This is a genomic window from Salinicola endophyticus (assembly GCF_003206575.1).
In the GTDB taxonomy this organism is placed as follows: domain Bacteria; phylum Pseudomonadota; class Gammaproteobacteria; order Pseudomonadales; family Halomonadaceae; genus Salinicola; species Salinicola endophyticus.
This window is the reverse complement of sequence record NZ_PZJO01000001.1, coordinates 47186-62088: the sequence shown is the minus strand read 5'-3', so window position 1 is coordinate 62088 and position 14903 is coordinate 47186. Positions and strand designations below refer to the sequence as shown.

At 66.5% G+C, this 14903-nt stretch carries 12 protein-coding genes; 6 read left to right on the top strand and 6 right to left on the bottom strand.

Going from position 1 to position 14903, the window contains the following annotated elements; translation table 11 throughout:
- Positions 1 to 81: 81 nt before the first annotated feature.
- Positions 82 to 1044 (bottom strand): AraC family transcriptional regulator, encoded by a 963-nt coding sequence (locus DOM66_RS00280; protein ID WP_110675017.1) that lies wholly within the window; start codon positions 1042 to 1044, stop codon positions 82 to 84.
- A 214-nt stretch (positions 1045 to 1258) separates the two neighbouring features.
- Between DOM66_RS00280 and DOM66_RS00275 the strand changes: the two genes are divergently transcribed.
- Positions 1259 to 2638 (top strand): NAD-dependent succinate-semialdehyde dehydrogenase, encoded by a 1380-nt coding sequence (locus DOM66_RS00275; protein ID WP_110688915.1) that lies wholly within the window; start codon positions 1259 to 1261, stop codon positions 2636 to 2638.
- A 22-nt stretch (positions 2639 to 2660) separates the two neighbouring features.
- Here DOM66_RS00275 and DOM66_RS00270 read toward each other — a convergent pair whose 3' ends face one another.
- Positions 2661 to 3584, bottom strand: a complete 924-nt coding sequence (locus DOM66_RS00270; protein ID WP_110688914.1) for a LysR family transcriptional regulator — start codon at positions 3582 to 3584, stop codon at positions 2661 to 2663.
- 239 nt (positions 3585 to 3823) lie between these two features.
- Between DOM66_RS00270 and DOM66_RS00265 the strand changes: the two genes are divergently transcribed.
- The 4 genes from DOM66_RS00265 (at position 3824) to DOM66_RS00250 (ending at position 9540) form a co-directional block, all read left to right on the top strand.
- Positions 3824 to 4465 carry a glutathione S-transferase family protein gene (locus tag DOM66_RS00265; protein ID WP_110675014.1) on the top strand — a complete coding sequence of 214 codons (642 nt, stop codon included), beginning with the start codon at positions 3824 to 3826 and terminating at the stop codon, positions 4463 to 4465.
- A 28-nt stretch (positions 4466 to 4493) separates the two neighbouring features.
- Positions 4494 to 6167, top strand: coding sequence for a pyridoxamine 5'-phosphate oxidase family protein (locus DOM66_RS00260; RefSeq protein ID WP_110675013.1), 1674 nt, complete (start codon positions 4494 to 4496; stop codon positions 6165 to 6167).
- A 165-nt stretch (positions 6168 to 6332) separates the two neighbouring features.
- Positions 6333 to 7529: an FMN-dependent L-lactate dehydrogenase LldD gene (gene lldD / locus DOM66_RS00255; RefSeq protein ID WP_110675012.1), complete on the top strand. Its 1197-nt coding sequence runs from the start codon at positions 6333 to 6335 to the stop codon at positions 7527 to 7529.
- A 307-nt stretch (positions 7530 to 7836) separates the two neighbouring features.
- The gene (locus tag DOM66_RS00250; RefSeq protein WP_110688913.1) at positions 7837 to 9540 is read left to right on the top strand and encodes a mechanosensitive ion channel family protein; all 1704 of its coding nucleotides are present in this window, start codon (positions 7837 to 7839) and stop codon (positions 9538 to 9540) included.
- A gap of 158 nt (positions 9541 to 9698) precedes the next feature.
- Here DOM66_RS00250 and DOM66_RS00245 read toward each other — a convergent pair whose 3' ends face one another.
- A complete protein-coding gene (locus DOM66_RS00245; RefSeq protein WP_110688912.1) occupies positions 9699 to 11144 on the bottom strand; it encodes a PQQ-dependent sugar dehydrogenase in 1446 nt (481 codons plus the stop codon).
- Positions 11144 to 11602 carry a DUF2231 domain-containing protein gene (locus tag DOM66_RS00240; protein WP_110688911.1) on the bottom strand — a complete coding sequence of 153 codons (459 nt, stop codon included), beginning with the start codon at positions 11600 to 11602 and terminating at the stop codon, positions 11144 to 11146. Before DOM66_RS00240 ends, DOM66_RS00245 begins: the two co-directional genes overlap by 1 nt.
- Before the next feature lie 232 nt (positions 11603 to 11834).
- Here DOM66_RS00240 and DOM66_RS00235 point away from each other — a divergent pair, with 232 nt between their 5' ends.
- On the top strand, positions 11835 to 12743 hold the full coding sequence (locus DOM66_RS00235; RefSeq protein WP_188115118.1) for a DMT family transporter: 909 nt from the start codon (positions 11835 to 11837) through the stop codon (positions 12741 to 12743).
- A gap of 62 nt (positions 12744 to 12805) precedes the next feature.
- On the opposite strand, the gene DOM66_RS00230 is transcribed toward DOM66_RS00235, so the two are convergent.
- Complete coding sequence (locus DOM66_RS00230; protein ID WP_110675007.1) at positions 12806 to 13600, bottom strand: IclR family transcriptional regulator; 795 nt, start codon at positions 13598 to 13600, stop codon at positions 12806 to 12808.
- Between the two features lie 11 nt (positions 13601 to 13611).
- On the bottom strand, positions 13612 to 14901 hold the full coding sequence (locus tag DOM66_RS00225) for an NAD(P)/FAD-dependent oxidoreductase (RefSeq protein ID WP_110688909.1): 1290 nt from the start codon (positions 14899 to 14901) through the stop codon (positions 13612 to 13614).
- Positions 14902 to 14903: the final 2 nt, after the last annotated feature.

Sequence of the window (14903 nt, the reverse complement as noted above, 5' to 3'; positions counted from 1 at the left end):
GATGACCACGTTCGCTATGGGTGGGCCGCTGTCTGAAGACCGAGTGCCTGCAGGTGACGCGCTGGCTAGCGGTTCGAGACCTCAATGTGACGATACGAACTCGCTCGCCGCTTGGGCGGGGGGAATCGCGAATTCCGCCTTCATCCGCCTGACTTCCGCGGTCGGTGTGCGGCCGAACAGGCGCTTGAACTCGCGGCTGAATTGCGCAGGACTTTCATAGCCGACTCGGGCGCTGGCCGCGGCGGCGGTCATGCCGTTTCTCACCATCAGCAGTCGGGCCTGATGCAGGCGCGTGGATTTCAGATACTGCATCGGCGTGGTGAGCGTCACCGCCTTGAAGTGTGCGTGGAAGGTCGCGATGCTCATGCCGGCGTGCCGCGCGAGCTGGCCAACGTCGAGATCCTCTTGATAAGCGGCGTGAATGCAGCGCAGCGCCCGCGCCACCTTGCCGAACTGGCCCTGCATCGCCAGCGCCGCCCGTATCGAGGGGCCCTGATCGCCCGTCAGGACGTGAAAATAGATCTCGCGCACCAGCGCCGGGCCGAGTACCGCGGCGTCGAGCGGTCGGCTCATGGCATCCAGGAAACGCAGCACTGACGCTTGCAGACGTTCGTCCATGGGCGTCGAGACCATGCCGCGTGGGGTGGCTGGGGGCAGATCGCCGATGGTCTCGATCTGCAGCATCACCGCGGCGGCGAGCTCGAAGTCCAGGTGCATGTAGATCGCCAGCAGCGGCGCTGCCGCACTGGCGTCGGTTTCCATGGTGAAGGGGACGGGCACGGAGACGGCCAGGTAGTGCTGGGCGTCGTAGCGATAGACCTGCCCACCGAAGAAGCCTCGCTTGCGGCCCTGGCAGACGATCACGATGCCGGGATCGTAGAGCACCGGCGTGGATGTGAGCGGGCGGTTCGAGCGCAGGAACCTCACGTCCGGCAGGGCGGTCAGGTTGTACCCTTCCTCAGGTGCGAGCTTTTCCAGCAGGGCGATGATCTCCTGCTGCTGGGCGTTCGGCTCGGTGCGATATCGCTGGTTTGCTGGGGGCATGATGGCAGCCTTTGTCGACGGACGGTCACGATGCGCTGCTCGATGTGGCGGCCGCTAGAGTCTGGCATGTTTTGGTCGGATCGAGCGGGCTGGAAAGAGCTTTAGGCAATGATGTGAGAGCGGGAGCCATCGTCGGTCAGTGGAGGCATTTCTATCATGCAAGCCGTCCTGTGCATCGGGTTTTGCACACCAACGGCCTGTGAGGAGTACTCCTGTGATCGAAGTCCTGAATCCTGCCAATGGTCAGAAAGTCGGCGACGCGCCGGCCATGTCCTTGAGTGAAGTGAACGCTGCGATCGATCGTACCTGTGCGGCCTTTCCCGCCTGGTCGCGCAAGCTGGCGAAGGCGCGCAGTGACCTGCTGCGGCGCTGGTTCGAGCGCATCCGCGATGACAAGGCGGCCTTTGCCGAACTCATCGTCAAGGAGAACGGCAAGTGCCTCTCCGAGGCGTACGCCGAGGTCGACTACGGTCTCGGTTTCATCGAGTGGTACGCGGAGGAGGCCAAGCGCGTCTACGGCGATACCATCCCCAGCCATGCCGCGGATTCGGCCATCACGGTCGTCAAGGAACCGGTCGGCCCGACGGCGGCCATCACGCCCTGGAACTTCCCGTTCATGATGATCACGCGCAAGATCGCTACCGCCCTGGCGGCGGGCTGCACGATGATCATCAAGCCCGCCGAGGAGACGCCGCTGACTGCCTACAAACTGTTGGAAGCCGCGCGGGAAGTCGGTATTCCGGAGGGCGTGTTCGAGATGGTCACCGGGGATCCGAAAGCGATCGGCGCGCGTTTCACCAGTGATACCCGTATCCGCAAGCTCTCGTTCACCGGATCGACTGCGGTGGGGCGCCTGCTCGCCAATGCCTGCGGGCAGACGCTGACCCGCATGACGCTGGAGCTGGGGGGCAATGCGCCCTTCATCATCTTCGACGATGCCGATCTGCAGGCGGCGCTCGATGGCGCCGTCGGTGCCAAGCTGCGCAACTCAGGCCAGGTCTGTATCTCGCCCAATCGCTTCTATGTGCACGCCTCGATTCACGATGACTTCGTCGAGCGACTCGCCGAGCGGGTATCGCGCGTGGCGGTGGGCGATGGCATGCGTGACGATGCCGCTGTCGGGCCCATGATCAATCGGGCCGGCTTCGACAAGGTAGCGTCGCTGGTGGACGCCGCCCGTCGAGATGGCGCCCGCGTCGTGCTCGGTGGCAAGCCCCACGCATTGGGTGGACTGTTCTATGAGCCGACCATCGTGACCGACCTCGATGACGATGCCGAGATGGCGCAGAACGAAATCTTCGGTCCGGTGTTCCCGATCTATCGTTTCGAGACGGAAGACGAGGTCATCGAACGTGCCAACGCCACCGAGTATGGTCTGGTGGCCTACGCCTACACCCGCGACCTGGGGCGCGGATTCCGCCTGTCGCGAGCGCTGGAGGCGGGCATGGTCATTCTCAATAGCGGTTCGGTGGGAACGGCGTCGGTGCCGTTCGGCGGTATCAAGCAGTCCGGCTACGGGCGCGAGGGGAGCTACTACGGCATCGAGGAGTACGTCGACGTGAAGTATGTGTTGATGAGCGGTCTGGGCCGGTGACATGGCCTGCCCGCTAGCCGTTCTACTCGCCCCGCTCGGCGTCGCCTTCGCTCCGCAAGACCTCCAGCGCCCGTAGCCGTGGCACCGCGAAGTCGATGAAAGCCCGCACCTTGGCCGCCGCCCGGCGGCCCTCGACGTGGACCAGATGTACCGGCAGTGGGGCGGGCTCGTGCTCTTCCAGCACGGTCTGCAGGGCACCGGCGTCGAGATCCGGGCCCACCTGGTACGACAGCACGCGGCACAGCCCCCAGCCCCGCCGGGCGATATCGATGGCCGCCGCCACGCTGCTCACCGTGAGCCGCGATGCCACGCTGACACCGCGCGATGCATCCGCGCCGAGGTGCCACTCCCGCGCCGGCACTCCGGCCGCCAGCGTGACGAGGCGATGCCGGGCAAGCTCTCCCGGTGTGCGGGGAGGCCCCCAGCGGTCGAGATAGTCCGGTGAGCCGCAGATGACACGGCGTACCTGGCCGATGCGCACGGCCGTGAGCTCGGAGTCGGGCAGGTGGCCGATGCGCACGGCGATATCGAAGCCCTCCTCGACCAGATTGACGATGCGATCGAGCATCATCAGTTCCGCTTCGACCTGGGGATAGTGATCGAGAAAATCCGTGAGCAGCGGCGTGACATGCAGGCGGCCGAACTCCTGCGGGCAGGTGATTCGCAGCCGGCCCACCGGGGTGTTGGCCGCGCCCGAGGCCGCGTCGTCGGCGGCCTGTAGCTGGGCGAGGATCTCGCGTACCTCCCCGAGATAGGTTCGACCCGCTTCGGTCAGGCGCACACGGCGGGTCGAGCGGGTGAACAGACGGGCGCCCAGGTGGCTTTCCAGGGTGTTGATGGCTCGGGTCGCAGAGGGCGCGCTGAGCCCGCTGAGGCGTGCCCCCTGGGCGAAGCTTTCCGCCTCGGCGACGGCGACGAAAACCGTCAGTGCCTGTAGACGATCCATGGCGATGGAATGGCTCCCTGCGTCGATGGCGTTTCAGAATTCAGGGTGAGGTTTAAGAAATCACAGCAGTATTTCAGAAACCAAAACAGTTCCTTTCAGAATGGGCTCATTCTTCCAGCTAACGATAGCGAATAGAGTGGCCACTAGCACGAGCCCTGCGGCGATCGCGTCTGGTGAGTGGCCCTGGATCGCGGTTCGGCTCGTCTCATGATTCATGTCACTACTGAAGGAGCCCGATCATGTCGAATGCCAATGCCCTTACCGATGCTCCCGTAACGCTCTATCGCAACCCCAAGTCGGGCCACTGTCACCGTGTCGAACTGATGCTGGCGCTGCTGGAGGTGCCCTATACGACCATCGATCTGGATATGGCCAACGGTGCCCACCGCGAGCCCGCCTATCTGGCGATCAGCCCGCTGGGGCAGGTGCCGGCGATCGATGACAACGGCGTCACTCTGGCGGACTCCAACGCCATCCTCATCTATCTGGTCGAGCGCTATGGGGAGACTGCCCGCTGGACCGGCAGCGAACCGCTGGAGAAGGCCCAAGTGCAGCGCTGGCTCTCCATCGCCGCCGGCGAGATCGCCCACGGCCCTTGCGCGGCGAGGCTGGTCACGGTCTTCGATGCGCCCCTCGACCACGATGCCGCCAAGGCGCGTTCGCACACCCTGCTGGGGATGATGGAAGCTCATCTCGACGGCCGTGAGTGGCTGGCGAGCGATCATCCGACGCTGGCCGACATCGCCGGCTACAGCTATATCGCCCACGCCCCGGAGGGCGGTGTGAGCCTCGCCCCCTATCCGCAGGTGCGCGCCTGGCTGGCGCGAATCGAAGCGCTGCAGCACTTCGTCGCCATGGCGACATCGCCGCGACTGGCCTGAATAGTAGACGTGCGAACGGAGGTCGGTCATGACACGCGATACCACACCCTTCCATGCGGGAGAGTTAGAGGCGCAGCGCCGCGCCGGCGTAGCGCCATCCGGTCGCTTCATCCGCGATCATATGCCCGAGCAGCATCGCGAGTTCTTCGCCCAGTTGCCATTCATCGTCCTGGCCGCTGGCGACGCGCAGGGCCAGCCCTGGGTCACCCTGCTGGAAGGCGAGCCGGGGTTCACCGCCACGCCGGATGCGCGAACCCTGGCCATGGCGGCGACGTTGGCGCGTGAGGACCCGCTGGCCACGGCGCTGCAGGCCGGCGACGAGGTTGGCCTGCTGGGGATCGAGCTGGAGACTCGGCGCCGCAACCGGCTCAACGGGGTGGTTAGGTCGGCCCAGGCGGGGCTGGTCGTCGAGGTGAAGCAGAGCTTCGGCAACTGCCCACAGTACATCCGCGAGCGGGTGTGGCGGCGCGTCGAGCCCGTTCCCGAGCCCGGCGCCAGCGTGTCCGAGCGGCTCGATGCCGGGCAGCGCGCGCGAATCGCCGTGGCGGATACCTTCTTTATCGGCTCCGTTTCCGGCTCCGTCGCCGATCCCGATTCGGCCCATGATTCAGGCGGGGAGACCAGCACGAACCGCGGTTACGACGCCTCCCATCGCGGCGGAGAGCCGGGGTTCGTCCAGGTCACCGGGGCGGGCACGCTTCGATTCCCGGACTACCCTGGCAACAACTTCTTCAACACCCTCGGCAACCTGCTCCAGGACCCCCGCGTGGGGCTGCTGTTCGTCGATTTCGAGAGCGGCGGCATGCTGCAGATCACCGGACGTACCCGCCTCGAGTGGGAGCCGCGGCCGGACGAGGATCCGAACGCCCGGCGCTGGATCGAGGTCAGCATCGAGCGGGTGGTGGATCGCCCTGCGGTGCTGGCGCTGCGGTGGCAGCGAGAGACGCCGGCGCTGCGGCTCGCGGTGGTCGAGAAGCGCCGCGAGAGCGATCGGATCACGTCCTTCCTGCTGGTCAGTGCCGATGGTAGCGCGCTGCCGCCTTTCCGGGCCGGGCAGCATCTGCCGATCGAACTTGCGGTATCGGGGCAGTCGGGGCGGGTCCGGCGTAGCTATTCGCTCTCGGGATCGCCCGCCGACGCCACCTACCGCATCAGCGTCAAGCGTGAGACGCACGGGATCGCGTCGCGCTTTCTGCATGACCGGGTCGCGGTCGGCGATCGCCTTGCTGCCCACGCCCCTGCCGGCGACTTCGTGCTGCCCGCCGGGCAAGGTCCGCTGGTGCTGATCAGCGCCGGGGTGGGCATCACACCGATGCTGGCGATGCTGCATGCGGCGGTGGCCGATGCGGAGCGCGGCAGCGTGCGCCCGATCTGGTTCGTTCATGCCACCCGCAACGGCCCGGCCCATGCCTTCAGGGCGGAGGTCGAAGCCGCGATCCAGGCCGGCTCACGTGCTGCCGGTCGCCAGATCGAGCGCCGCATCTTCTACAGCGCGCCGCAGGCCAGTGATATCCGCGGCAGGGACTACGACACTGAAGGCCGCCTCACTGCCGCGGAACTGCTGGCGCTGGGTGCTGGAGACGAAGCCCATTATCTGCTCTGTGGGCCTGCCGGGTTTCTCGCCGCCATCAGCGCCGGGCTGGAGTCGCGTGGTGTCGCGGCGAATCAGATCGACTTCGAGACCTTCGGTCCGGCAGGATGAGAGGATAGACGTGCCAGGGCGCGGGATCTGCGACTAAAGTCCTGATTCCCGAGACCGCTTTTCTGCGAGGGGACTTGGTACGCTAGCCGCAGCTTCTCTCTTCCCTCGCCGTGTGCGGCGAGTTTTTCTTTCCACGGCTTCCGTACCGAGCGTTAAGGCGAATCCATGATCATCTCAGGCCCTACCGATTACCGCCGAGCTGCCAAGCGGCGTATTCCTCGCTTTCTGTTCGATTATCTCGATGGCGGGGCGGTGACCGAAAGCACGTTGCGGGGCAACGTCGAGGCCCTGCAGGCCATTCCGCTGCGCCAGCGGGTGCTCCAGGGGGGCGGTGATCCGCTGCTGGAGACCGAGGTGCTCGGCAGCCGCTGGAAGCTGCCGGTGGCGCTGGCGCCGGTCGGGGCGACCGGCATGTATGCGCGCCGCGGCGAGGTGCAGGCCGCCAGGGCCGCCGACAAGGCCGGCATTCCCTACACGCTGTCGACGGTGTCGGTCTGCTCCATCGAGGAGGTGGCGGCGGGCGCCAACGGGGAACTGTGGTCTCAGCTCTATGTGCTGAAGGATCGCGGCTTCATGCAGAACGCGTTGGATCGCGCCTGGGCCGCGGGTATGAAGACGCTGGTCTTCACCGTCGACATGCCGCTGCCGGGCTCGCGTTACCGCGATCGCCACTCCGGCATGTCCGGCCCCCACGCCAAGCTGCGCCAGACCGTTCAGGCGCTGACCCACCCCTGGTGGGCGTTCGACGTCGCGCTCAAGGGCAAGCCTTTATCGTTCGGCAATATCGAAGCCTATACCGGCCGCCAGATGAGCATGGACGACTACATGGGGTTTCTGGCCAAGAACTTCGATCCTTCCATCAGCTGGAGCGAGCTGGAGTGGATCCGCGAAAGCTGGAAGGGCAACCTGATCATCAAGGGGTTGCTGGACAAGGAAGATGCCCGGGATGCGGTACGCATGGGGGCCGACGGCATCATCGTCTCCAATCATGGCGGACGGCAGCTCGACGGCGCGATCCCCACCGCACAGGCGTTGCCGCACATCGCCGATGCTGTCGGTGACGAGCTGACGGTGCTGGCGGACTCCGGCGTTCGCTCCGGGCTGGATGTGGTCAGGATGCTGGCGCTGGGGGCGAAGGGCGTGCTGCTCGGCCGGGCCTATGCCTATGCGCTGGCGGCGGATGGCGAGCGAGGCGTCTCGCATCTGCTGGAACTGATCGCCGCGGACCTGCGTGTGACCATGACGCTGATCGGTGCCCACTCGCCTGCCGATATCAATGCCAGCCATCTGGAATCGGTCGCGAAGTCGTTGGCGCGGGAGCAGGGCCCGGCGGTGGCGCCGCCGGAAGCCGCCAAGTTCTGAACCCGGCAAGTCGCCCTGGGGGCATGACAGGTCTTCACGAGAAGTCGTCCCGACAGGTCGTCATATCAGGTCGTCATATCAGTTAGCCACACCCGGTCATCACGTCGGAGAGTCACGACACCGCCTCGCGGGAGAGAATCCGCGGGGCGGTGTGCCTGTCAGGCAGTGCCTGGCGCTGCCAGTGCTCGCCCAGCGATGGGGTCGATCCTCGAGGCGCTCCCGGGCGCGGGCTTGACCCACGTGATGGACGCGCCCCATGCAAGGCAGGATGATCCTGCGAACGATTCAGGAAAGCGGTGACTCAGGGATGACACGATCAAGCGCATGGCAGCGGTGGTTGTTGGCGGCAGCGATATGTCTGGTCTCCGGCCTGTGCCTGGCACAGACCCAGGAAGCCGACGGCGTCCAGGAGTGGTACGCCATCGATTCGCTCAATAGTGGCCTGGGGAAGGCACCGGACGCGGTCAAGCTCAGAACCCCGCGGGAGGCGATGCGCACCTTCCGCGATCTGGCGGCACACAATGAGTTCGCAGCAGCGTCCCATATCCTCAACCTTGCCGATCTCTCTCCGGCGGCGCAGCGCAAGCAGGGTGCCGAGCTGGCGCGACAGCTCGCCGCCATCTTCCAGCGTGGCAAGTCGATCCGTCTTTCCGGCCTCTCCGGACGTCAGGATGCTGCGATCGAGGACCCCACGGGCAAGAGCCCCCACGCCGGCGAGCCACGTCGCGATATCGAGCTGGCCACGCTCGAGGCCGATGGCGACACCTACGACATCCGTCTGGGGCGCTATCGGCTGGCCAACGAGGAGCCGGTCTGGCTGATCACGCCGGAGAGCGTGGCGGCGATCCCTGCGCTCTATCGCGAGTATGGCCCGGCGGCGTTCGAGCGCCACATTCCCGAGAGTCTCAAGCGCGCCTTCGGGCCGCTCAGGATCTGGGAGTGGATCGCGATCCCGCTGGTGCTGCTGGCGGTCGCGCTGATCGGCAAGGGTGTCTATCGCTTGATCGAGGTGATGACGCGCTGGCTGCCCTCCGGTTCGCCGAGCATCTTCGCCAAGCAGATTCGCGGCCCGGTGGCGCTCATCGTGATGTCGCTGTTGACCCAGGCGCTGCTCGATTACGTCGTCTCCTTCTCGGCGGTGGCGACGATCACCCTGCGGGTGGTGCTGATCGCCATCCTGGCCTGGGGGATCGGGGCCGTCGGGTTGCGGCTCGTCGATACCATGATGCTGAAGATGACGCGTCGCCTCGCGGGCCAGATCGATGACTCCAAGCCCCAGGACGACCGCAAGCTGCTCACCACGCTCTATGCGGTTCGACGCATCATCATTCTCATTCTGGTGACGGCGGTGACGATCTATGTGCTGGGGCAGGTTCGGCTCTTCGAAACCCTGGGGTTGTCGATTCTGGCCTCGGCGAGCGTGCTGGCGGTGCTGGTGGGTGTGGCGGGGCAGGCGGTGCTCGGCAATATCCTGTCATCGTTTCAGCTGTCGCTGGCCAAGCCGATACGGGTCGGCGACCTGGTGATGTTCGAGGGGCAGTGGGCCTATGTCGAGGGGATCTTCTATACGCATATCAGGCTGCGGCTATGGAACGAGCGGCGCCTGATCGTGCCGGTGACCTATTTCGCCTCGAAGGCGTTCGAGAACCTCTCCTCCAAGAGTACCAAGGAGTACCGCAGCATTGTGCTGACGCTGCACCTGAGCGCCGATATCGCGATCCTGCGTGAAAAATTCCTCGAGTTCGCCGAGGCCGAGGAGAACGTGATCGAGCATCACAAGCTGCTCTGCTGCGTGACCGACCAGACCGGGCCGGCGCAGACCGTGACCTGCTACCTGATGACGGTCGATCCGCTCTCCGGGTGGAACGCCGAGGTGAGCGTTCGGGAAAAACTGCTGGCGTTCATTCGCGACGAGCATCCCGAGTGGTGGCCCAGGGATGTGGTCGTGATCAGCCATCGCGATATCGCCCGAGGGCACGCCTCGGGCGAGGCCGACGAGATTGCTCAATGACCCGCCCGGGCGCGTCGTGTCGGCGAACGGCCATCGTTCGGGCCCGGCCTGATCGGCAAGCTTTGTCATCACCCACCCACTGCCCATAGCCGGCACCGAACACAAAGACGCCCCGATGGCTCGTGCCACCGGGGCGTTCGTGGGCTGTCGACGGGGTGTCAGGCGTTATTGGTGTCGCTTCCGCTACCGGCCGGTTCGGTCTCTGGGGTAGGTGCCTTTTCCGTTTCACCGGCGGTGTCGTCGCTAGTCCTGTCGCTGCTACCGGCACCCATATCGCTGGGGGCCTCGGCGGCGGCAGAGGCGTCGCGGGTCACCCGCCAGACCGCGTTGGTGAGGTCGTCGGCGATGATCACCGCACCGTTGGGTGCCACGCTGACCCCCACCGGACGGCCGCGGGTGGTGTCGTCGCTGGCCAGGAAGCCGGAGACGAAATCGACCGGGTCACCGGCGGGCTTTCCATTCTCGAACGGAATGAACACGACCTTGTAGCCGACCGGATCGGCGCGGTTCCAGCTGCCGTGCTCGCTGACGAAGACCCCGTCGCTGAACTCGCCGCCGACCGCGGGGTTGGAGAAGGCGACGCCGAGTGGCGCGCGGTGGGAGCCGAGGCTGTAGTCGGGGGCGATGGCGGATGCGACCTTGGCCGGGTCCTGCGGGCGAACCCGCGGGTCGACGTGCTGGCCCCAGTAGCTGTAGGGCCAGCCGTAGAAGCCGCCTTCCTGCACGCTGGTGAGGTAGTCCGGCACCAGGTCGGGGCCCAGCTCGTCACGTTCGTTGACCACCGTCCATAGCGTATCGGTACCCGGCTGGAAGGTCAGCGCGGTGGGATTGCGCAGACCGCTGGCATAGGTGCGATGGGCGCCGCTTGCGGTATCGATCTGCCAGATCTCGGCGCGGTCGACCTCCGCCGCCATGCCGCGCTCGGTGATGTTGCTGTTGGAACCGATCCCCACGTAGAGGTACTGGCCATCGGGGCTCGCGGTCAGCGCCTTGGTCCAGTGGTGGTTGATCTGTGCCGGTAGCGGGGTCAGCGTCTCGGGGGCGCCGCGGGCGGCGGTCTGGCCCGGCTGATAGTCGAAGCGCACCAGCGCATCCTGATTGGCGACGTAGAGGTCGTTGCCCACCAGCGCCAGGCCGTAGGGCGCGTTGAGGCCGTCGGCGAACACCGTCTGCTGCTCGTAGCTGCCATCGCCATCGGCGTCCCGCAGCAGGGTGAGACGATCACCGCTCTTGACCGCGGTGGTGCCCTGGGACTGGATCAGCCCGGCAATGAAGTCCTTGGGCCGGACCTTGGGCGCGTTGCCGCCGCCCTTGCCCTCGGCGACCAGAATATCGCCGTTGGGCAGCACCAGGGTCTGCCGCGGCACCTGGAGATCGGTGGCGATGGCGGTGATGGTGTAGCCCTCCGGGACCTCGGGCTTGCGCTCGTCCCAGGGCGTCTGCTCGGGTACACCCATGTTGGGGAGCAGGCCCCGCTGCGGTTCGGGCAATTGAGGGTCTGCGCCATACTGGGCCTCGGCGGCGAGGGCGCCGGTGGCGACCAGCAGTAGTGGCAGCAGGGTCAGGCGGGCAAGCGGGGCGGTGTGGTGCTGGCGAGTGGTCATCAGCTGCGACCTCCCGCCATCTCTTGCGCAATGGCGCGGTTGCGCGAGAGCCCGATCAGGGCCGCCACCAGGGCGAGCAGCGCGATCACGATCGAGAGTACGAAGCCGGTGGGCATCATCGCCCAGGCGTCGCGGGCATGCACCAGCGCATTGACGAAGCCGAGCACGAAGGTGACCAGCAGCAGCAGGCACTCCAGTGCGGCGCGTCCGCGCTGGCCGCTGGCCATCACGATACCGCCCAGGGCGAACAGCCAGGCGAGGCCGTTGAACACCAGGCCGCCGGCGATCGACCAGGAGGCGAAGGTCGACCACTGGATGTGATAGCTGGTGGCGTAGGCGTAGTCGCTGAGGGCCGCGGTCAGATAGAGCGGGAAGGTGCCCGCCAGCAGCAGCCCGTGCAGCGGATTGACTCCGCGACGGACCACGCGGATGCGGGGCGATTCGGCAGTGGTGCTCATGGCAAGATCCTTTTGCGACGGCCAGCGAGGCGCTCGGGGATAAGAATTAGCGCGTTCGAATGGAGTGTAGCCAACATCCTCGACTTGTCGCCTCGCCATGCGCGCCGCCGGTGATCTCTTGCACGGAAGCCGCATGTCCTCGAGGCACCGGCGCTGCTATCGTGCTCCGGCGTCGGCGGCTGGTCGTCAACGCGATGCCTCGATCCTCTCTCTATTCATCGACAGGTGCTGTGTGCCTCTCATCGCTCCCCTCTATCTCGCGGTCGTCGTGCTGCTCTTCTCCGGTAATCTGGTGGTCGGCAAGTTCGCCACCGCGAGCCTGCCGCCGCTGACGCTGGCGTGGTCGCGCATGCTGGTGGTGTTCCTGGCGGTGACGCTCATCTTCGGCACCGCCGCCTGGCGTCAGCGCCAGGTGCTGGGGCGCGAGATCAAGGCGCTGGCGATCATGTCGATCAACGGCATGGCACTGTTCTCCGCGCTGCTCTATTCGGCGCTGCGGGTCAGCGATGCGACTACGGTGGCGGTGCTGGAGAGCCTGACCCCGGCGGCCACCGCCATGCTGATGGCGCTTTTCTTCCGCGAGCGGCTGGGCCGGATACGCTGGTTGGGTATCCTGCTCTCCGCCGGCGGCGCGGCCTGGGTGGTCTCGGATGGTGCTCTGGTGCGTACGTTGGCGCGGCTGCAGACCGGGGATGCGCTGGTGGCGGCGGCGGTGCTGGCCTGGGTGGTCTATTCGGTGGCGGCGCGCCACTGGCTGGGCAGGGTGCCGTTCTACGCCTCGCTGGTGCCGATGACCGGTATTGCGGTGCTGTTCCTCACGCCGCTGATGGTGGTGGAGAACGTGTTCTTCGCCGACGCCTGGCAGCTCGACGGTCACGCCCTTGCCGCGATTCTCTACCTGGGGATCGGCCCCTCGCTGATCGCATTGATCTGCTACAACCGGGCGCTGCTGCTGGTCGGCCCCAGCCACACCGCGACCTCGCTCAACCTGCTGCCGGTGGTGACCATGGGGCTCGGCTATCTGATGCTCGGCGCGCCGATCACCCTCAATCAGGTGATCGGCGCGCTGGTGGTGATCGTCGGCGTCTCGCTGGTGACACTCAATCTGCGCCGTCGGCGCCTGCCGCCGCTGGAGGGCTAAGCGGGGGGGAGCCCAGGTTGTGTACGAAAAGTCGCCGAGCCTAGGCAGTTTTCGTACAACATCTAGCGCCGGGTGCGCGCCGCCTGGGTGATCGCCCGCGCACACTCCAGCAGCGGTGGCCCGAGGGTGTCGATGGCGTTCTCCAGCTGCCAGCGGCTGGCAGGGGCGGTGACGTGGACCGCCGCCACCGGATGGCCCGAGGCGTTGATCACGGGCGCGGCGATATTGATGTCGCCCCGGAAGTATTCGGCATTGTTCCAGGCCAAGCCGCGCTGGCGGCACTGCTGCACGATCTCCACCAGCGCCTCGATCTCGGTCACGGTGTTGGCGGTATGGGCGATGCGCTCGCTGCGTTCGAGATGATCGCGCAGGGCGGCGTCATCGAGCGCCGAGAGATAGGCGCGCCCGGAGGCGGTGCAGAACATCGGCACACGGCTGCCGATCGGCATGTGGATCGGGATGTAGTGGCGGCTGGTGAAGCGTGCCACGTAGACCATATCGAGCCCACAGGGTTCGGTCAGCGAGACCGTTTCCAGGCAGCGATTGCTGAGATCCGACAGATACGGATTGGCGCAATCGATCAGCAGATTGGCCTCGAGATAGTGCGCGCCCACGCCGAGCACTCCGATGCCGATCCGGTACTTGCGGCTCTGCGCCACGCGTACCAGATAGCCCAGCTGCTCCAGGGTATGGGTGATCCGCTGTACCGAGCCCATGCTCATGTCGGTGAGCCGAGCGATCTCCGACAGGCTGAGTTCGCTGTGGTGGGCATCGAACAGACCCAGCACCACGAACGCCTTCTCGATGGACTGGTTGAACAGCGCCGAGCGGGCACCGGCGCTTGTTGAGTCGGCCATCGGGTCTCCTGTCATCGCTCCAGCCAATCCTGGGTCCGATAGTACTGGATCACCGCCGCGACGTAGAGCTGCTGAAGGCCGTGCAGCGGGATCGGCGCGATGGAGGTGACCGGTAACGGCAGGGCGTCGGCGAGCGCCCGGGTACCGAGATGGCGGCCGATCAGGCTGCCCAGATGCGTGCCCATCCCCACGCCACGGCCGTTGTAGCCCAGTGCCACGCTCAAGCCGGGGGCGGGTTCGTGCACGTGCGGCATGGAATCCTGGGTCAATGCCACCCGCCCGCCCCAGGCATAGTCGATCTCGACGCCTTTCAGCGCCGGATAGAGCTTGGTCATGCCGCTGATCAGGTGACGGAAATCGGTGGGGTCACGGGGATCATGAAAGGGTCCACGCCCGCCGAACAGCAGTCGACCGGCGGTGTCGCGGCGAAAATAGAACAGCAGCTTGCGCGCGTCCGAGGCGACCTCTCCCCGGGGCAGAATGGCGGCGCCCTCTGCCGGGCTCAGCGGCCGGGTCGCGATCTGAAAACTGTTGGCGGCGATCACGCTGCGTGCCAGGCCCGGCTGCAAGGCGTCGGTATAGCCATTGGTGCACAGCAGGACTCTCTCGGCCACCACCTCTCCATGGGCGGTGGTCGCCCGCCAGCCCTCGGCCTGACGGGTCAGCCCGGTCACCGCCGAGCCCTCGTGGAGTTGCGCCCCCGCGGCGATCGCCGCCCGGGCCAGGCCGCGCACGAAGGCCAGCGGGTTTAGGCTGCCCGCGCGCGGGTCGCGCCAGCCGGCCAGATACGCCGTGGTACCGAGGCGCTCGGCGCAGGCCTCCCGCGCCAGCCACTCGACCTCGACGCCGCGCGCCGACCACTGTGCGGCGCGCTTCTCGATCCGCTGGACTCCGGCGCGGGTGGCTGCGGGCTGCAGCCAGCCCTGACGCTGGCTGTCACACTCGATGGCGTGGCGCTGGATGAGATCGAAGACCACGTCGGCATTGCGGCTGCTGGTGTCGATCAGGCGCTGCCCGCGCTCCTGGCCATAGCGTTCGATCAGCTGATCGGGGTCGTACTTGAGTCCCGGGATGACCTGGCCGCCGTTGCGTCCCGAGGCGCCCCAGCCGATCGTGCTGGCTTCCAGCAGGTGGGTCGAGATGCCGCGTTCGGCCAGCGCCAGCGCCGCGGCGACCCCGGTGAAACCGCCACCGACGATCAGGACATCGCTGCGGCATGCACCTTCGAGTGCAGGTAGCGGCGCTGCGGGTGGATGGCTATCGGCCCAGAGAGAACGCAGCATCGGCGGTGGGGTTGGCATCG